Origin of the sequence: Sutcliffiella sp. FSL R7-0096, from assembly GCF_038595065.1 — a bacterium.
In the GTDB taxonomy this organism is placed as follows: Bacteria; Bacillota; Bacilli; order Bacillales; family Bacillaceae_I; genus Sutcliffiella_A.
Genome location: NZ_CP152003.1, coordinates 4,229,060 through 4,248,186, shown reverse-complemented (window position 1 = coordinate 4,248,186; position 19,127 = coordinate 4,229,060). Strand labels below are relative to the sequence as shown.

Below are 19,127 nucleotides of genomic sequence, written 5' to 3'. Positions count from 1 at the left end.
ATGTTTATAAAGACTTTATTGATGTGATGGAAGCGGAAGTCACTTGACTCCTACTGAAATCACTCAGTACCAAACAAATTTCCTTTAAAGGGAGGCCGTTTCAATGAACAAGAAAAGTATTCGTGACATCGACGTCAAAGGCAAACGCGTATTTTGTCGTGTGGACTTTAACGTACCGATGAAGGACGGACAAGTAACTGACGAAACCCGTATCCGTGCTGCATTGCCAACAATCAAGCACCTAGTGGATAACGGCGCGAAAGTCTTACTTGCAAGCCACTTAGGACGTCCAAAAGGGCAAGTAGTCGAAGAGCTTCGCTTAAATGCGGTTGCAGCTCGTCTACAAGAGCTTCTTGGAAAAGATGTGAAAAAAGCGGATGAAGCTTACGGAGATTCCGTACAAGCATTGGTAAGCGAGATGAGTGAGGGAGACGTTCTTTTATTAGAAAACGTTCGTTTCTACCCTGGTGAAGAGAAAAACGATCCAGAACTTGCAAAGGCGTTCGCTGAGCTTGCAGACGTGTATGTGAATGACGCATTCGGCGCTGCTCACCGTGCACATGCTTCCACAGAAGGTATTGCCCAGCACTTACCGGCAGTTGCAGGCCTCTTAATGGAAAAAGAATTAGAAGTACTAGGAAAAGCCCTATCCAACCCTGAGCGTCCTTTCACGGCGATCATCGGTGGAGCAAAGGTTAAAGATAAAATCGGTGTGATTGAAAATCTTCTAAACAAAGTGGACAACCTAATCATCGGTGGTGGACTGGCATACACGTTCATCAAGGCAAAAGGCTATGGTGTAGGGAAATCCTTACTAGAAGAAGACAAAATCGATCTTGCTAAATCCTTCATGGAACAAGCAAAAGAAAAAGGCGTGAACATGTACATGCCTGTGGATGTAGTCGTAGCAGATGATTTCTCCAACGACGCAAACACGCAAATCGTACCTGTTGAAGAAATTCCAAGCGACTGGGAAGGCCTTGATTGCGGACCTAAATCACGTGAAATCTACGCGGATGTCATCAAGAACTCCAAGCTAGTCATCTGGAATGGACCAATGGGAGTATTCGAACTAGATGCATTTGCTGGCGGCACGAAAGCAGTAGGTGAAGCCCTGGCAGAAGCTACCGATACATACTCTGTCATCGGTGGAGGAGACTCTGCGGCTGCTGTTGAAAAATTCAACCTCGCAGACAAAATGAGCCATATCTCAACTGGTGGAGGCGCATCCCTAGAATTCATGGAAGGCAAAGAACTTCCAGGAGTAGTTGCGCTGAACGATAAGTAATTTTTGTATTATAAAGTTTCTAGCTGTTGATTGGAGCAAAAGGCGAAGACTCCTGAGGGAGATAGCGCTAGGTGGAGACCCCGCAGGCGAAAGCCGAGGAGGCTCCAGCAGCGCCCCTAGGAAAGCGAAGCCATTTGCGGAAATCAACAGCGGCGTTTACCGAAACTTTACAACCCCAACCCCGAAAGGATGGATACCATGCGTAAACCAATTATTGCTGGTAACTGGAAAATGCACAAAACACTCTCCGAAGCAACAAGCTTCGTAGAAGAGGTAAAAGGACTAGTCCCTGCTGCTGATAAAATCGACGCGGTAGTATGTGCGCCAGCTCTTTTCTTAGAGCGACTTGTTTCAAACGTGGAAGGCCGTGACCTTCAAATCGGTGCCCAAAACATGCACTTCGAAGACAGCGGAGCATTCACAGGCGAAGTCAGCCCTGTTGCACTTAAAGACATCGGTGTATCCTATGTGGTTTTAGGTCACTCTGAGCGTCGTGAAATGTTTGCGGAAACAGACGAAACAGTAAACAAGAAAACCCTTGCAGCTTTCAAACACGGATTGACTCCAATCGTATGCTGCGGTGAAACACTAGAAGAGCGCGAGTCGGGCAAGACAAACGACATCGTTGGCAACCAAGTGAAGAAAGCTCTAACAGGCTTAACTTCTGATCAAGTAAAAACAACTGTTGTTGCATACGAGCCAATCTGGGCAATCGGAACTGGAAAATCTTCCACTGCGGAAGATGCAAACGAAGTATGTGCACACATTCGTAGCGTCATTGCTGCTGAGTTTGACCAGGCTGCAGCTGATGCTGTACGTATCCAGTACGGCGGATCTGTAAAACCTACAAACATCGCAGAATACATGGCTCAATCCGATATCGATGGAGCACTTGTAGGAGGCGCAAGCCTTGAGCACCAATCTTTCTTACAGCTTTTGGAGGCAGGTAAGAATGACTAAAAAACCAGTAGCACTGATCATCTTAGACGGTTTTGCAATACGCGGTGAAACAACCGGTAACGCGGTGGCGCAAGCAAACAAACCTAACTTTGATAAATTTTGGAGCACATACCCGCATGCACAATTGACTGCAAGCGGGGAAGCGGTAGGACTGCCTGAAGGGCAAATGGGTAACTCGGAAGTTGGCCATTTAAACATCGGCGCCGGTCGCGTGGTGTACCAAAGCTTAACGCGTGTAAACGTGGCTATCCGCGAAGGGGACTTTTATGAAAATGAAACGTTCCTGAATGCCATCCAACATGCAAAAGAAAAAGGAACCAACCTACACCTGTTCGGCTTGCTTTCAGATGGAGGCGTTCATAGTCACATCCAGCATCTATTCGCTCTTCTAAAACTTGCGAAAAGAGAAGGCTTGGACCGTGTGTATATTCATGGATTCCTTGATGGTCGCGATGTTGCACCGAAATCTGCTCCAGAATTCTTAGAGCAATTAAACGAACAACTTTTAGACCTCGGAGTGGGAGAAATAGCAACCATTTCCGGCCGCTATTATTCCATGGACCGAGACAAGCGTTGGGATCGCGTAGAAAGATCCTACCGTGCGATGGTGTACGGAGACGGCCCTACTTATAACGACGCGATGGAGTGTATCAATGACTCCTATAACAACGGAATCTTTGATGAATTCGTCCTTCCGTCCGTTATGACAAAAGAAGATGGCAGTCCTGTGGCAACCATCCAAGACGAAGACGCAGTTATTTTCTATAACTTCCGTCCGGACCGTGCCATCCAGATTTCCAACACATTCACCAACTCTGACTTCCGCGCATTTGATCGTGGGCCAAAGCATCCGAACAACCTTCAGTTCGTATGCCTGACTCACTTCAGTGAAACGGTGGATGGATATGTAGCTTTCAAACCAGTAGGAATGGACAACACATTGGGCGAAGTGTTATCCCAAAACGGCTTGAAACAGCTTCGTATCGCGGAGACGGAAAAATATCCACACGTCACGTTCTTCATGAGCGGTGGACGTGAGGAAGCATACCCTGGAGAAGAACGTATCCTGATCGACTCTCCAAAGGTGGCAACCTATGATTTACAACCGGAAATGAGTGCTTACGAAGTAACAGACGCACTCCTTGCCGAAATAGCAGCCGATAAACATGACGCCATCATCCTGAACTTCGCAAACCCTGATATGGTCGGGCATTCCGGAATGCTTGAGCCAACGATCAAAGCAGTGGAAGTGACAGATGAATGCCTAGGGAAGGTAGTCAACGCCATCTTAGAAAAAGACGGTGTTGCCATCATCACGGCAGACCACGGGAACGCTGACGAAGTCGTAACGACAGAAGGTAACCCAATGACTGCCCACACCACCAACCCGGTACCAGTCATCGTCACAAAAAACGGCGTACAACTCCGCGACGGCGGAATCCTTGGTGACCTAGCCCCAACTGTGCTAGACTTACTAGGAGTGGACAAACCACTAGAAATGACAGGAAGTTCTTTAATAAAGAAGTAATGACTGATTTCTAGCTTTTGATTGGAGTGCAAGGTGTGAGACTCCTGCGGGGGATAACGGTTGCTTGAGACCCCGCAACGAAGTGAGGAGGCTCAAGCACCGTCCCGCGGAAAGCGAACACCTGGAACGCAAATCAAAAGCGGTGTTAATGCAGTAAACAATAAAAATATCTCAAACCCAAAGGAGAGTTACAAACATGCCAATTATCTCTGACGTTTACGCACGCGAAGTCCTAGACTCCCGTGGTAACCCAACAATCGAAGTAGAAGTATACACAGAATCCGGAGCATTCGGACGCGCACTAGTACCAAGTGGAGCATCCACAGGTGAATACGAAGCAGTAGAACTACGCGACGGCGACAAGTCCCGCTACCTTGGAAAAGGTGTTCAACAAGCAGTAGAAAACGTAAACGAAATCATCGCTCCTGAACTAGTAGGTCTTTTCGACGTACTTGAGCAAGTAGCAATTGACGAAGCATTAATCGACCTTGACGGTACAGAAAACAAAGGAAAATTAGGTGCGAACGCAATCCTTGGTGTATCTATGGCAGTAGCGCGTGCAGGAGCTGACTTCCTTCAAATTCCTTTATACCAACACCTTGGCGGATTCAACTCCAAAACGCTTCCAGTACCAATGATGAACATCATCAACGGTGGAGAGCACGCGGACAACAACGTTGACATCCAAGAATTCATGGTAATGCCTGTTGGAGCGGAAAACTTCAAAGAAGCTCTACGTATGGGCGCTGAAATCTTCCACGCTCTTAAATCAGTACTAAGCGCTAAAGGCTTAAACACTGCTGTAGGTGACGAAGGCGGATTTGCTCCAAACCTAGGATCTAACGAAGAAGCGCTTCAAACAATCATCGAAGCAATCGAAAAAGCTGGCTACAAACCAGGCGAGCAAGTAATGTTAGCTATGGATGCTGCAGCTTCTGAGTTCTACAACAAAGAAGACGGCAAATACCACCTTAAAGGTGAAGGCGTTGTTTACACTTCTGCTGAAATGGTGGACTTCTACGAGAAGATGGCGGACAAGTACCCAATCATCTCTATCGAAGACGGCCTAGACGAAAACGACTGGGAAGGCTTCAAACTATTAACGGAGCGCATCGGAAACAAAGTTCAATTAGTAGGAGACGACCTATTCGTAACAAACACAAAGAAATTGGCTGAAGGTATCGAGCGCAAAATCGGTAACTCCATCCTAATCAAAGTGAACCAAATCGGTACACTTACTGAAACATTCGAAGCAATCGAAATGGCAAAACGCGCAGGCTACACTGCAGTAATCTCTCACCGTTCTGGTGAAACAGAAGACAGCACAATCGCTGACATCGCAGTAGCAACAAACGCTGGCCAAATCAAAACAGGTGCACCATCCCGCACAGACCGCGTAGCTAAATACAACCAACTTCTTCGCATCGAAGACCAACTTGGTGACACAGCTCGCTACGACGGCCTACGTTCTTTCTACAACCTGAAGAAGTAATTTCTTCACTCGAGAACCCAACCTAGGTTGGGTTCTTTTTTGTTTATTTGACTTCTAAGCTGTGGATTGGAGCAAATGGCGAAGACTCCAGCGGGGGAGTAGCGACAATCTTGAGACCCCGCAACGAAGTGAGGAGGCTCAAGGTCGCCCCGCGGAAAGCGAAGCCATTTGCGGAAAGGAACAGCGGTGGGTAAAAGGGATAGTCTACCTCTCATTTCCTCTTGTCCACCTTGTCATAATGTGGTACATTTAATATAATCAGATATGTACGTTCCGCAGGAGGTGTAGTTTACATGACGTTATTTCTTACTATTTTACTTATTATCGTAGCAATCTCTTTGATCACAGTAGTACTACTTCAATCAGGTAAAAGTGCGGGTCTTTCAGGAGCAATCTCCGGTGGAGCAGAAACACTTTTCGGAAAACAAAAAGCACGCGGCCTAGATCTTGTTCTACACCGTGCGACAGTCGTTCTCTCTGTATTATTCTTTATCCTGACACTGTCTATTGCATACTTCGCATAATAAATTAAAACCACTTTCCAAACTGGAAAGTGGTTTTTTGCAGCTATCTTTTTATATACCATGCTTCATCTGTTTGTTATAACATTTTCTTTCTTAACCTCTTCAAAAAACCTTCGAATTTCTTCATCCGTTATTCCTAGATCTTTTGCTTCGAGTATCAATTCAACCCATTCCAAATCCAAATCTACTGTATCAACCACTTGTGCCTTCCTCCTTGGTATCTTTTCGATTAAATGATTGCCACTTTTGAAACTGAAGGTAGCTCCGGTAATTAATAAAATCCTCTTTTGTCATACCTTCTCTAATGGCCTTCTGGATCAGTTTCTTCCATTCCTCATCCATAACAAATCTGCTCTGTTCCGATATTTTACTAGTAGATTGACCGTCCAGTAAGTATTCTATGTTTGTCCCTAAACTCACAGATATCTTTTGAAGAAATTGTAATGATGGATTCGTTTGTAAATCACGTTCTAAATAACTTAAATATGATTTTGAAACGCCTGCTTTTTCGGCCAGCTCACTTAGTGAATAACCTTTGCTCTTCCTTAGCTTCCTAATCCGTTTCCCGATCATCAGTAGTCTCCTTATATTTATGTATGTTGTTCATTATATAGTACTGATTGTTCTTTGTGAAAAACATAATATTCAAAAAACGAGAGGATAAGAAAGAAAACTGGCGAAATTAGTTCTTTATTAAGAAATTTTAAACTTTTTTGATGTTTTCTATAAAGAACGATTTGTTATATACTATTATTCAAAATTCATAATTAAAGGGGAAACCTTAAATATGTATATGAAATTATGCAGCCGATGCAAAAAAAAGTCGTATAGCAGCTTTGAGCAAGATCAATCGAGATGCCCGAATTGTGCGGAGGATTTAATAGATAAGAAACAATTTCTTGCATCACCAGTAATGTATTCACCATTAAAAATGGTAGGAAAGAAAAAATTGAAAATGAATATAGTAAAAAGTTCATACGACACGATGATATAAAAAATAAAACTTGTTCGTTGACACGTTCTATATAATGAACTATAATCTGGTATATAAATACAAAATAATCCACAAAAATGTTCTCAATATAGCACATCCGTTCATATTAAGAAAGTAGGGGTAGACATGGACTCAAATGGTAATAAGGAAATTGAAATCGGTAAGATAATAAAACTTCTAATAAAGAAATCATGGATACTTATCTTGTTTGTTATCATTACAACGGGAACTTCTGCTATCTATAATCATTTTTCCAAGCCTACGCCGCTATATCAGACTTCGGCTAGTCTACTCATCCAAGATAGTGCTAGCATAATCAACACGTTGCAAGTGTTTGTTAAAGAACCACCTGTGATGGAAGCAGTAATAAAGGAGTTGGAACTGCAAAGATCGATGGAGGGATTGGCCAACCAAATTAGCGTTCAGACAGTGCAAGACTCTCAAATTGTGAAAATCTACGTAACCGATTCAGATCCTTACCGATCTGCTGAAATAGCAAACACCACAGCTAAAGTCTTTAAGGAGCAGGTAGCAAGTACGTTGAATTTCGACACTATTGAAATACTGTATCCTGCTGTCGTCAAGGAAAATCAAGCTCCTATAAATCCTGAATCCAATAGGCTGATAAAAATTGGGATGGTATTGGGTGCCATCCTCGGAATAGGATTTATTTTCTTGCTGGATAGTTTGGATAACAAGATTAGATCGGAAAGAGACATAGAGAACCTACTTGAAATACCTGTACTGGGGACTATATCAAAATATAAAAAGAAAACATTGATAGCTAACAAAGAGAAAAAGGTCGAATCCTATGTGAGAGGTGACGTAAATGAATCTAAAATTAGCTGATAAAGGTATATTTAGAAGGAACAAGCAGACACCTCAATCATTAATTGAAGAAATTGAAAGGGTTAGACTTAACTTAGAATTCTCCTCTTTTGAAAACAATAGTAAAGTCATCATTTTCACTTCGCCTAGCTATAAAGAAGGAAAAACGACCATTGTCACCCATTTGGGAGCAGCATTGGCAGAAAACGGCCAGAATGTACTTCTAATTGATATTGACATAAAAAAACCGTCCTTGCATAAAGTGTTTAAAATAAAAAATACCGTCGGCTTGACCAATGTTCTAACAGGTCAAAAGACGTCGGAGGAAACCATCAATCAGACGAATATCGGTAGATTGAAAGTGTTAACTGCAGGACCAATACCATATAGTACAGAGAAAGTCTTTAAATCTACTACTCTTGATCAAATGCTTGAAAAGCTTTCAAAAAGCTTTGACTATATTCTGGTCGACTCTGCTCCTGCCCTACAAGGTAATGACACCCGAATATTTGCGAGCAAATGTGACGGTGTCATCATGGTAGTGAAAGATGGTAAAACGGAAAATGCCAGGGCTATAGAGGCAAAGAAAGCACTGGAAATTGCAAAGGCAAACTTATTGGGAGTGGTTTTGAACGCAAAACCAAAAGGTCTGTTAAGCAAAATTTTTTAATTATAATGTTCTTTATTAAGAATTTTATTTTCTTTATATCGGCGATGTCTCCTTGCCGTTATCAATGGAGGCACTCGATCATGCTGTGGGTGAAAACCTTAGACACAAGTTGTCGGTAGTGTGGTGTGAGGGTGGGTTGAATGCCCAGATTAAATTTGAATTATTTAGGAATGAAGTGAACACCTTCTCACTCCATCCTTAAGCAATTCAAAAAATGAAAGAGAGGAGGATGAATGTTGGCAGGTTTTTATAGATTGTTCATCTTATTGGTAGCAGACATTTCATTATTGATAGTAGCATTGTTTCTAAGTAATTATTTAGCCAAAGGAACTCTCCAAGGGGAAAATGCGCATATCTTGATATCCACCATCATGAGCCTGGTTCTTATCCATGCCATTGTTTCTCATAGATACAAACTATACCGAAAAGCTTGGGAGTATGCGAGTGTAGGGGAATTATACATAATCATTAAAATTGTAAGTATCAGCATACTCCTTGCAGTACCTATTCAGTACTTCCTTGGGAACGGCCTGCAACTACGGATGCTTCTTACCACCTGGTTCATCTACCTTGTCTGCATAGGGGGATCAAGATTCGGATGGAGATTGTGGAGGGATAATGTATTACTGAAAAAAGGAAAAGTCAAACGGACACTTATCATTGGGGCAGGTGCAGCCGGGAGAATGGTAGCACGGCAGCTTCTCAGCAACCCGAAATCAGATTTGCACCCGATCGCTTTCATTGACGATGATAATAAAAAGAATAAATTAGACATTCTCGGAGTACCCGTCGTAGGGGGAAGGGAGAGTATCGTCAAAGCAGTAAAGGAACTGGAAGTTGAGCATATCGTCATCGCCATTCCGTCCTTACACCAAAAGGAATTAAATCAAATATTCCTGGAATGCGGGAAAACAAAGGTGAAAACGCAGACCCTTCCGATGCTGGAGGATTTAATGACTGGTAAAGTTTCCGTCAATCATTTCCGAGACGTCAGGGTGGAAGACTTGCTTGGAAGAGCGCCGGTAGAATTGGATATTGATAGTATTTCAGAAACCATCACAGATAGAGTGGTTCTGGTAACAGGAGCAGGTGGTTCCATCGGGTCGGAAATATGCCGGCAAGTAGCCTCCTTTCATCCCTCTAAGTTAGTGCTACTTGGACATGGTGAAAATAGTATCTATTCCATTGAAATGGAATTAAAGGAAACATTCAAAAACACCAATATTGATTTTGTAACAGAAATAGCGGACATCCAGGATGGCAAGAAAATGGGCACGATCATGGAGAAGCACCAGCCATACATTGTCTACCATGCAGCTGCCCACAAACATGTGCCGTTGATGGAACGAAATCCTGAAGAGGCAGTAAAAAACAATATTATCGGCACAAAGAATGTCGCACTAGCGGCCAACTGGAAAAACGTTCATACCTTTGTCATGATCTCCTCTGACAAAGCAGTAAATCCCACAAGCGTAATGGGATCTACCAAAAGGTTAGCGGAAATGATCATTCAAGATTTGGATAAAAAGAGCACCACTAAATTCATTGCTGTTCGTTTTGGCAATGTATTGGGTAGCAGGGGAAGCGTCATCCCAAGGTTTAAAAAGCAAATAATGGAGGGTGGACCAGTCACCGTAACCCATCCTGACATGATCAGATATTTCATGACTATTCCAGAAGCGTCAAGACTTGTAATCCAAGCAGGAAGTCTTGCACGCGGCGGGGAAATTTTTGTGCTCGATATGGGAGAACCAGTTAAAATCCTGGATCTTGCAAAAAACCTGATAAAATTATCCGGTTATTCGGTAGAAGACATAGGCATTGAATATTCAGGGATACGACCCGGCGAAAAGTTGTATGAAGAACTGCTCAACGATAACGAAATACAGGAAAGACAGATCTATCCAAAAATTCACATTGGAAAGGCATCCCAATTATATATGGGCGAAATAGAAGAATTGCTACAGAACCTAGAAACATATGGTAACGAGGACCTTAGGGTGAATTTGTTGCAACTCGCGAACAGAAAAGCGATAGAAGAGCATACAGAAAAACCGAAAGTGATGCTCACGGTTACAGGATAAGGAGTGAAATACATGAAAGTAAGAAAGGCGATTATTCCAGCTGCGGGTCTCGGAACAAGGTTTCTCCCGGCTACAAAAGCCATGCCAAAGGAAATGCTGCCGATTGTCGACAAGCCTACCATTCAATACATTGTGGAAGAAGCGATCAATGCAGGTATAGAAGATATTCTCATTGTGACCGGGAAAGGAAAACGCGCAATTGAGGATCACTTTGATAACTCATTTGAATTGGAGCAGAACTTACTAAGTAAAGGAAAAGTGGAACTGCTGAATGAAGTGCAGAAACCATCCAATGTGGATATTCATTATATCCGTCAAAAAGAACCAAAAGGACTTGGGCATGCCATCTGGTGCGCTAGAAAATTCATTGGGAATGAGCCTTTTGCCGTACTACTAGGTGATGACATTGTTCAATCGAATACACCATGTCTTAAGCAAATGATCGATCAATATGATCGTTTCAGTTCTAGTATGTTGGGTGTGCAGAGTGTGAAACCAGACGAAGTTTCCAGATACGGAATTGTTGACGGTAAAGAAATAAGTAAACAACTTTATACCATTAATGCTCTTGTTGAAAAGCCGGCAATGGAGGAAGCTCCTTCTAACTTAGCGATAATGGGACGCTATATTTTAACGCCGAGGATATTCGATATCCTTCAAAACCAGACTCCAGGAGCCGGTGGGGAAATTCAGCTTACAGATGCCATCGCCACTCTTAATCAGTTCGAAGCAGTATATGCTTATGAATTCGAAGGAAAACGCTATGACGTTGGTGAAAAACTTGGATTCATTGAAACAACCATTGAATTTGCCCTACAACATGAAGAATTGAAGTATCCGCTACTGGATTTCCTATCAAAGGTGATGAATAGGGAAACCATTAAATAATAGGAGGATAACATTGTCAAAAAAAATTCTCTTTTGTGCCACAGTAGACTACCATTTTAAAGCCTTCCATTTGCCTACAATGAAATGGTTCAAAGAACAGGGGTGGGAAGTGCATGTTGCTGCAGCAGGAAACTTGGAATTACCTTTTACTGATAAAAGACATGTCATTCCCATCCACCGCTCGCCATTCCGTAAGGACAACAAGAAAGCCTATCAGGAATTAAAAGCCATCATCAATCAAAACCAGTATAAAATCATTCACTGTCACACTCCACTCGGTGGCGTGTTGACACGTCTTGCGGCCAAAGAAGCCAGAAAAAATGGCACAAAAGTTATCTACACCGCACACGGTTTTCACTTCTGCAAAGGTGCACCATACATAAACTGGTTATTATACTATCCAATTGAAAAGCAACTTGCCGCATATACAGACTGCCTGATTACGATAAACCGTGAAGACTACACATTGGCAGTAGATCACCGATTAAGAACAAATCATGTAGAACTGGTGAATGGGGTTGGGGTAAACACAACCCGATTCCAACCAGCAACAGAAAAACAGAAAAAAGAACTCCGCCTAAAACACGGATTCAAACAAGATGACTTTATCCTCTTCTACGCAGCTGAATTCAACAAAAACAAAAACCAGAAAGTACTCATTAACGCCTTAGCACTCCTAAAAGACGAGCTTCCTAAAGCTCGTCTTTTGCTTGCCGGCGAAGGAATACGATTAGAGGAATGCAAGAAGCTCGCCGAAAGACTTGGAGTTTCTTCCCGTGTGGATTTCCTCGGTTTCCGAAAAGACATCGACCAAATCCTCCCAGCATGTGATGTCGCAGTAGGATCCAGTTTTCGTGAAGGCCTACCAGTCAATATCATGGAAGCCATGGCCTGTGGACTACCGGTAGTTGCAAGCAACAATCGCGGTCACCGGGAACTGGTGTTTGAGGAGTATAATGGGTTTTTGTTAAAAGAAAATTGCAGTAGCCAGTTTTCAGAAGCATGGAAGAAACTCTATTCGAATATAGAACAAAGAAAACTCTTAGGCATGAATGGCAGAAAGCTAATTTTAACAAAATTTAACGAAGAAGCAGTACATCTACAACTTTCTGAGATTTATAAAAAGTATATGCTAGAACAGGAGGGGGTTCTATGGGAAGCCCGATAAGAGTACTCCACGCCGTAGTAAATATGAATCGGGGCGGAGCGGAAACTCTTCTGATGAATCTCTACAGAAATATCGATCGAACAAAAATACAGTTTGATTTTCTGACCTGTAAAGAGGGAGTTTTTGATAAAGAGATTCAAAGTCTAGGAGGAAAAGTACATCGGATCCCTTATATCACGGATGTTGGACATATGGGATATATCAAAGCGCTCAAACAATTCTTCAAGTCCAACCTAGAATATAAAATTGTCCACTCCCACATGGATAAAATGAGTGGTCTGGTGTTAAAAGTGGCTAAGGAACATAATGTACCTACCAGAATAGCGCATAGCCACAATACTAGTAGTGAGGGGAATGCAATAGCCAAACTTTATAAATGGTACGTTGGGAAAGACATCTTAAGATGTGCTACTCACTATATGGCTTGTTCCGAAAAGGCAGCGGAATGGCTTTTTAAAACTAAATTTCAAAATGCACAAATCCTTAAAAACGGGATTGAACCAGAGAACTTTAGGTTTATATCCTTTAATAGAGAACGTATCAGGAGAGAGTTCGGAATAAAGGATTCGGACTTTTTAATAGGACATATAGGGAGATTCAACGAACAAAAAAATCATAACTTTCTAATAGATGTTTTTGCAAAAATAGCAAAAGTGGATAAGAATGCTTGCCTCTTACTGGTGGGAGACGGCGTTCTTCGGGAACAACTGAAGAAAAAGGTGAGAAATCTAAAATTAGAAGAGAAAGTAATTTTTGCAGGTGTAAGAAGTGATATCCCACTCTTGCTACAGGGAATGGATTTATTTGCATTTCCTTCTTTGCATGAGGGCTTGCCTGTTACATTAATTGAAGCTCAGAGTGCCAGTGTTCCATGTCTAATATCTGATGTCATAACAGAAGAAGTAGATTTGGGATTAGGGTTAGTAAAGTATCTTCCTATAAAAAAACATGATCAATGGGTTGATGCCATAACAACTAAAATGAGCACTTCAACCAACCGGGTAATGGACTGTACGAAGATATTAGATGATAGTGGCTACAACATAAAAAATACAGCATCTTGGACAGAAGGTTTTTACTCGGCAATATAAAGGTGGTCAAGTAATGAAGTTATTAACAGTATTTACACCAACATATAATAGAGGTTATTGTCTTGGAAGATGTTATGAGAGTTTAAAAAATCAAACAAGTATGGACTTTACATGGTTAATTATCGATGATGGCTCAACTGATGGAACAAAAGATTTAGTTAATAGCTGGATAAGTGAAAATAATATTGAAATAGAGTATATCTGGCAGGAAAACCAAGGGATGCACGGTGCCCATAACACTGCCTATGAGCATATCACAACCGAATTAAATGTTTGCATTGATTCAGATGATTACATGCCTAAAGATGCCGTAGAGAAAATAGTGACTTTTTGGAAAAAGCATGGTAGCGAAAAAGTAAGCGGGATCGTGGGCTTAGATCTTTCTACAAATGGTAAGATTATCGGTACCCCATTACCGGAAGAACACAAAACATCGACTCTATTTAATTTGTATTACAAACACGGGGTAAAAGGTGATAAAAAGCTTGTATACAGAACCGAATTAACAAAAAGATATCCTTATCCCATTTTTACTGGAGAAAAGTATGTTGGGCTGGCTTACAAGTATTATAAGCTTGACCAAGAATACGAACTCTTGATTATGAATGAGCCATTATGTATCGTTGAATATCTTCCCGATGGTTCGTCTGTAAATATGTTAAATCAATATCGTAATAATCCGGAGGGCTTTGCATTTTATCGAAAAGAATTGATGAAGCTACCATTTGTAAGTTTTACGTTCAAGGTCAGGCAAGCTGTTCACTATGTATCTAGCAGTTTGTTCATGAGTAAAAGGAACTTTATTTCTGATGCTCCTAATAAGGGAATAACAACCCTGGCCATCCCACTTGGATATTTACTATATTTGTACATTGTTAGGAAAACAAAGGTTGCTTAGTGTGCTGTTCATGAAAGGAATAACGAAAAAATGACTGTACTTTATCTGAACCTTGTAATCGTGTTCTTATTGGCCTTTGGAGCTCGCTATTTATCCACACCTGTATTTGCAACCACCATTTATTCCCCTGTAAAAATTAAACCGAATAGATATCTTACGATATTGGCTATGGTAGCACTGATATTAGTATCTGGATTACGCACTAATATTGGAGACACTTTTTTTTATCGGCACGCTTACCAAGTACATGATTTTTCATGGGAATTTATATGGAGTCAAAAAGATATAGGGTTTGGCATTCTACAAATGATATTAAAAAAGCTGTCTGAAGACCCGCAAATATTAATACTGGCAACAGCATTGATAACAAATATGCTAATCGTCCTGGTCCTATATAAGTATTCTAGAATGATTGAAATGAGCCTTTTTGTTTACATCACAAGCGGCTTGTTTTTAGTTTCTATGAATGGAATAAGACAATTCCTTTCTGCGTCGATTATATTTGCAGCTACCAAATACATTATGGATGGAAACTGGAAAAAGTTCATGATTGTAATTTTTTTAGCCGCCACTTTTCATCAAAGTGCACTAATTTTTATTCCTATCTATTTTTTAGTGCGTAGAAAAGCATGGACTAAGTCTACATTCGCATTATTAGGTATTGCCATGATTGTTGTTGTCGGTTATAACCAATTTTCAAGCTTACTATTTATCGCTTTGGAGGATACACAGTACGGACATTACAGTGATTTCTCCGAAGGTGGCGCAAGTATTTTACGAGTATTAGTATATGCTGCCCCTTTATTTATTGCTTATTTAGGTAGAGAGAAGTTTCGAAATATCTTTCCCAATAGTGATTACATTGTAAATATCTGTATCTTAAATCTCATCTTCATGATTATTGCTTCCCAGAATTGGATTTTTGCTAGGTTTACTATCTATTTTGGTTTATACAATTTAATCTTAATTGCTTGGGTCGTAAAGTTAGTGAAAGAAAGAGATCAAAAATTCCTCTATTTTGGAATTTTTGTTTTCTATTTAGCTTACTTTTATTATGAACATGTCATCTCATTGGCTATTTCGTACAAAAGCAATTTCTTTTAAGGAGATTACATGATGTCTATAGCAGATAAATGTACACAAGAAAAATTACGAAACATTCTACTTTCTATCTACAAAAAGGGGCAGGAATCAAAAGAGATTAGTGTCATTAAAGTGATTGAAGATATTAAGCTTGCGTTCTTAAACATAAATAGCAATGGAGATGAGGTAAATATAGAGGGAGGTAAATATGAAAAGAGTGTTTGATTTAACTACTTCAATAATATTAATTGTAATCTTAGCCCCTTTATTTGTAGGGGTATCTATTTGTGTAAAACTTGATGTAGGGTCACCTATATTATTTCGACAAATTAGAATTGGTTTAAATGGAAAACCTTTTACAATCTATAAATTTAGAACAATGTCTGAAAAAAAAGGTGAGAATGGGGTGTTATTACCTGATAATGAAAGAATTTCATTTATAGGTGAACTACTCAGAAAGTTTAGTTTAGATGAACTTCCCCAATTATTCAATGTAATTAAAGGAGAATTAAGTCTTGTCGGGCCAAGACCTTTACTACCTGAATACCTCCCGTTGTATACCAAGGAACAAAATAGAAGACACCTTGTAAAGCCAGGTATTACAGGATTAGCCCAAGTTAATGGGAGAAATTCTATTTCTTGGGAAGAGAAATTCAAATTGGATGTATTGTATGTAGATAAGTACTCGTTTTTATTAGATCTAAAAATAATAATGAAAACATTTATCAGAACGGTATTTCCAAAAGATATTAATAATGCAAAAACAATAACAATGCCAATTTTTAAAGGAGAAAGACAAAATGGATAAGAAGATAAACATTTTGTTTACAAGTTCTGGTAGAAGAGTATCGCTTATTAATAGCTTCATAGAACTTAGAGAAGATGTTGGAAAAATTATTACAGCAGATAGAAACAATCTTGTTCCAACAGCAATGATTAGTGATAAACATTACACTATCTCTAGTGTTAGGAACGAAAATTATATTTCTGAAATCATTAATATCTGTAAAGAAGAGAATATCAATTTAGTAGTACCACTCATCGACCCGGAATTAACTATACTATCAAAATCGTTAAATTGCTTTGAAGAGATTGGGGTCAAAGTATTAGTATCCAGTGAAGAATTAAATAACATTGCAAATAATAAAGTCGACACGTACAACTTTTTCATTGAAAATAACATACTAACTCCCAAAGTTTATAATGTCCAAGAAATAAATGAAATTACTTATCCTATTGTGATTAAGCCTTTTGATGGAAGTTCCAGCAAAGGGGTCACAATTGTGAAAAACGTAAGAGAATTATCCTTTTTTAGAGAATATATTCCTAATGCAATGATTCAAGAATATGTGGTAGGTAAAGAATATACAGTTGATGTAATGTTAGATTTCAGCGGAAACATCATTACCATTGTCCCTAGATTGCGAATTGAAACAAGGGCTGGTGAAGTAAGTAAAGGCAGGACCGTTAAAGATATAGAGATTATTAATGCAGCAAAAGAGGTGGTTGAAAAACTTCCAGGCGCAATGGGCTGTATAACATTGCAATGTTTTAAGAAAGATGATGGCAGCATAGTATTTATCGAAATCAACCCAAGATTCGGTGGGGGTATACCTTTATCTATAGGTGCAGGCGCAAATTTTGCATTATGGACGATTCAGATACTTAGAGGAAATTCTATTAAATACAGTAGTTCATGGAAAGAAGATGTTACAATGCTTCGATATGACAAGGCAATTTTAATTGGTACGTGATGTATGAATGTGAAATCATTAATTTTTGATATGGATGATACTCTTTACAATGAGATAGAATTTGTCTTTAGTGGTTTTAAAGCAGTAGATGACTGGTTAATAAAAAACTGGAATCAAAAAGGCTTTTATAAAATTGCAATAAACATATTTTTAAATGGAGAGAAGAAGTTTGTATTTAATCAAGCTTTAGATTATTTGGGGATAGAATATAGTTCTTCGCAGATTGATGAAATGGTTAACGTTTATCGTAATCATTTACCTGAAATAACGATCTTAGAAGAATTCATAGCGCTGCAAAAAAAAATTTACCCTTGGGTGAAATTAGGAGTCATTACTGATGGATATTTAGCAACTCAAAAAAATAAAGCGAATTCTTTAAGATTAAAAAAATATTTCCAAACAATAGTTTTTACAGATGAATACGGAAAAAAATTCTGGAAACCACATAGGCTTCCTTACGATGTAATTTGTAAAGAATTTAGGTGCAATCACGAAGATTGTATATATGTTGGGGATAACATAAATAAAGATTTTATAACTGCAAAGAGACTGGGTTGGAGAACCATACAAGTTATAAGAGAAGAAAGCATTTATAAAAATCAAATCGTTGAAGAACAGTATAAAGCACATCACATAATAAAGGATTTGAGAGAAATAGCAGAAATAAAAGAAATAAAAGATCTTTTTTGTACTTAATTTTTTAAGGAGAGATCGTGGTATGGGAAAGATATACTTGTCCCCACCTCATATGAGTGGGAACGAAATGAAATATGTAGACGAAGCATTCCAAACCAATTGGATTGCCCCACTCGGCCCAAATGTCAATGCTTTCGAAAAAGAAATAGCCCAAAAAGTAGGAGTCAATGAAGCTGTAGCAGTAAGTTCTGGAACTGCAGCCATTCATCTGGCTCTTTCTTTATTAGAGGTGGGGAAAGGGGATACGATTTTTTGCTCCACCCTCACATTTGTTGCAAGTGCCAATCCTATTCTTTACCAAGGAGCCGAGCCGGTTTTTATTGATTCGGAACCGGACACTTGGAACATGTCTCCTGACGCATTAAAAAGGGCATTTATTGATGCCTTAAAAGGTGGCAAATTACCGAAAGCGGTTATTGTGGTCAATTTGTACGGACAAAGTGCAAAGATGGATGAAATTCTAGAATTGTGTAATCAATATGGAGTCCCTTTAATAGAAGACGCTGCGGAATCATTAGGATCCTATTACAAAGGAAAGCAAAGTGGCTCGTTTGGTCAGTTTGGAATTTTCTCATTTAACGGCAACAAGATCATCACTACCTCGGGTGGAGGTATGCTCGTTACCAATGATAGGAAACTTGCGGAAAAAGCAAGATTTTTAGCAACTCAAGCAAGAGATCAAGCCATTCATTACCAGCATAGTGAGATAGGCTATAACTACCGGTTAAGCAACATTCTTGCTGGAATCGGAAGGGGACAATTAGAAGTTTTGGAAGATAGAGTCCAGGCAAGAAGGGACATATTCGATCGTTATTATAAAGCTTTAAGCTTAGTAAATGGAATACAATTTATGCCAGAGTTAAAAGGGACAAAATCTAACAGATGGTTGACGGCAATCATAATAAATGACAGAGAGGCAGGAATTCATGCCACCGAAATAATTAAAGCATTAGCAAAAGAAAATATTGAAGCAAGACCCTTATGGAAGCCATTGCATCTACAGCCTTTATTTCATGGTTGCAAGTATTTCCGTCATGATGAAAGGGAAGATGTTGCTGCGAATCTTTTTGATAAAGGTGTTTGTTTACCGTCAGGTTCTAACCTAAATCCGCAGGACCAAAATCGAATTATTAGCTGTATTAAAAAGTGCACAAACCAAATGTTGCTCAAGGAAGGGTGAA

Annotated in this window: 20 protein-coding genes; 18 read left to right on the top strand and 2 right to left on the bottom strand. The window is 39.8% G+C overall.

Features of this window, described 5'->3' with window-relative positions:
- Window positions 1-103: 103 nt before the first annotated feature.
- The 5 genes from MKY77_RS21775 to secG all read left to right on the top strand — a co-directional run bounded on the left by MKY77_RS21775 (window position 104) and on the right by secG (window position 5,792).
- Window positions 104-1,288 carry a phosphoglycerate kinase gene (locus tag MKY77_RS21775; protein ID WP_339147778.1) on the top strand — a complete coding sequence of 395 codons (1,185 nt, stop codon included), beginning with the start codon at window positions 104-106 and terminating at the stop codon, window positions 1,286-1,288.
- A 198-nt stretch (window positions 1,289-1,486) separates the two neighbouring features.
- Entirely contained in the window at window positions 1,487-2,248 is a 762-nt protein-coding gene (gene tpiA, locus MKY77_RS21770; protein WP_339147777.1) for a triose-phosphate isomerase, read from the top strand.
- Entirely contained in the window at window positions 2,241-3,776 is a 1,536-nt protein-coding gene (gene gpmI, locus MKY77_RS21765) for a 2,3-bisphosphoglycerate-independent phosphoglycerate mutase (protein ID WP_339147776.1), read from the top strand. The genes tpiA and gpmI overlap by 8 nt, the downstream gene beginning before the upstream one ends.
- Before the next feature lie 196 nt (window positions 3,777-3,972).
- On the top strand, window positions 3,973-5,268 hold the full coding sequence (gene eno / locus MKY77_RS21760; protein WP_339147775.1) for a phosphopyruvate hydratase: 1,296 nt from the start codon (window positions 3,973-3,975) through the stop codon (window positions 5,266-5,268).
- Window positions 5,269-5,561: 293 nt separating this feature from the next.
- Window positions 5,562-5,792 carry a preprotein translocase subunit SecG gene (gene secG / locus MKY77_RS21755; RefSeq protein ID WP_060665413.1) on the top strand — a complete coding sequence of 77 codons (231 nt, stop codon included), beginning with the start codon at window positions 5,562-5,564 and terminating at the stop codon, window positions 5,790-5,792.
- 65 nt (window positions 5,793-5,857) lie between these two features.
- On the opposite strand, the gene MKY77_RS21750 is transcribed toward secG, so the two are convergent.
- Window positions 5,858-5,992 (bottom strand): anti-repressor SinI family protein, encoded by a 135-nt coding sequence (locus tag MKY77_RS21750; RefSeq protein ID WP_339147774.1) that lies wholly within the window; start codon window positions 5,990-5,992, stop codon window positions 5,858-5,860.
- Window positions 5,985-6,365 carry a helix-turn-helix domain-containing protein gene (locus MKY77_RS21745; RefSeq protein WP_339147773.1) on the bottom strand — a complete coding sequence of 127 codons (381 nt, stop codon included), beginning with the start codon at window positions 6,363-6,365 and terminating at the stop codon, window positions 5,985-5,987. Before MKY77_RS21745 ends, MKY77_RS21750 begins: the two co-directional genes overlap by 8 nt.
- A 547-nt stretch (window positions 6,366-6,912) precedes the next feature.
- Here MKY77_RS21745 and MKY77_RS21740 point away from each other — a divergent pair.
- The 13 genes from MKY77_RS21740 to MKY77_RS21680 all read left to right on the top strand — a co-directional run bounded on the left by MKY77_RS21740 (window position 6,913) and on the right by MKY77_RS21680 (window position 19,126).
- Window positions 6,913-7,635 carry a hypothetical protein gene (locus tag MKY77_RS21740; protein ID WP_339147772.1) on the top strand — a complete coding sequence of 241 codons (723 nt, stop codon included), beginning with the start codon at window positions 6,913-6,915 and terminating at the stop codon, window positions 7,633-7,635.
- Complete coding sequence (locus MKY77_RS21735) at window positions 7,616-8,284, top strand: CpsD/CapB family tyrosine-protein kinase (protein ID WP_339147771.1); 669 nt, start codon at window positions 7,616-7,618, stop codon at window positions 8,282-8,284. Before MKY77_RS21740 ends, MKY77_RS21735 begins: the two co-directional genes overlap by 20 nt.
- Window positions 8,285-8,517: 233 nt before the next feature.
- Window positions 8,518-10,368 carry a nucleoside-diphosphate sugar epimerase/dehydratase gene (locus MKY77_RS21730; RefSeq protein WP_339147770.1) on the top strand — a complete coding sequence of 617 codons (1,851 nt, stop codon included), beginning with the start codon at window positions 8,518-8,520 and terminating at the stop codon, window positions 10,366-10,368.
- A gap of 12 nt (window positions 10,369-10,380) precedes the next feature.
- Window positions 10,381-11,256 carry a UTP--glucose-1-phosphate uridylyltransferase GalU gene (galU, locus tag MKY77_RS21725; RefSeq protein ID WP_339147769.1) on the top strand — a complete coding sequence of 292 codons (876 nt, stop codon included), beginning with the start codon at window positions 10,381-10,383 and terminating at the stop codon, window positions 11,254-11,256.
- 13 nt (window positions 11,257-11,269) lie between these two features.
- On the top strand, window positions 11,270-12,424 hold the full coding sequence (locus tag MKY77_RS21720; protein ID WP_339147768.1) for a glycosyltransferase family 4 protein: 1,155 nt from the start codon (window positions 11,270-11,272) through the stop codon (window positions 12,422-12,424).
- Window positions 12,409-13,515, top strand: coding sequence for a glycosyltransferase family 1 protein (locus MKY77_RS21715; protein ID WP_339147767.1), 1,107 nt, complete (start codon window positions 12,409-12,411; stop codon window positions 13,513-13,515). Before MKY77_RS21720 ends, MKY77_RS21715 begins: the two co-directional genes overlap by 16 nt.
- 13 nt (window positions 13,516-13,528) lie before the next feature.
- Complete coding sequence (locus tag MKY77_RS21710) at window positions 13,529-14,413, top strand: glycosyltransferase family 2 protein (protein ID WP_339147766.1); 885 nt, start codon at window positions 13,529-13,531, stop codon at window positions 14,411-14,413.
- Window positions 14,414-14,443: 30 nt separating this feature from the next.
- On the top strand, window positions 14,444-15,517 hold the full coding sequence (locus MKY77_RS21705) for an EpsG family protein (RefSeq protein WP_339147765.1): 1,074 nt from the start codon (window positions 14,444-14,446) through the stop codon (window positions 15,515-15,517).
- Window positions 15,518-15,526: 9 nt separating this feature from the next.
- Complete coding sequence (locus MKY77_RS21700) at window positions 15,527-15,721, top strand: hypothetical protein (RefSeq protein WP_339147764.1); 195 nt, start codon at window positions 15,527-15,529, stop codon at window positions 15,719-15,721.
- Entirely contained in the window at window positions 15,705-16,304 is a 600-nt protein-coding gene (locus MKY77_RS21695) for a sugar transferase (RefSeq protein ID WP_339147763.1), read from the top strand. The genes MKY77_RS21700 and MKY77_RS21695 overlap by 17 nt, the downstream gene beginning before the upstream one ends.
- Window positions 16,297-17,250 (top strand): ATP-grasp domain-containing protein, encoded by a 954-nt coding sequence (locus MKY77_RS21690; RefSeq protein ID WP_339147762.1) that lies wholly within the window; start codon window positions 16,297-16,299, stop codon window positions 17,248-17,250. Before MKY77_RS21695 ends, MKY77_RS21690 begins: the two co-directional genes overlap by 8 nt.
- Before the next feature lie 3 nt (window positions 17,251-17,253).
- Complete coding sequence (locus MKY77_RS21685; RefSeq protein WP_342515470.1) at window positions 17,254-17,946, top strand: HAD family hydrolase; 693 nt, start codon at window positions 17,254-17,256, stop codon at window positions 17,944-17,946.
- Between the two features lie 22 nt (window positions 17,947-17,968).
- Complete coding sequence (locus MKY77_RS21680) at window positions 17,969-19,126, top strand: aminotransferase class I/II-fold pyridoxal phosphate-dependent enzyme (protein WP_339147760.1); 1,158 nt, start codon at window positions 17,969-17,971, stop codon at window positions 19,124-19,126.
- The last annotated feature ends 1 nt before the right edge of the window (window position 19,127 follow it).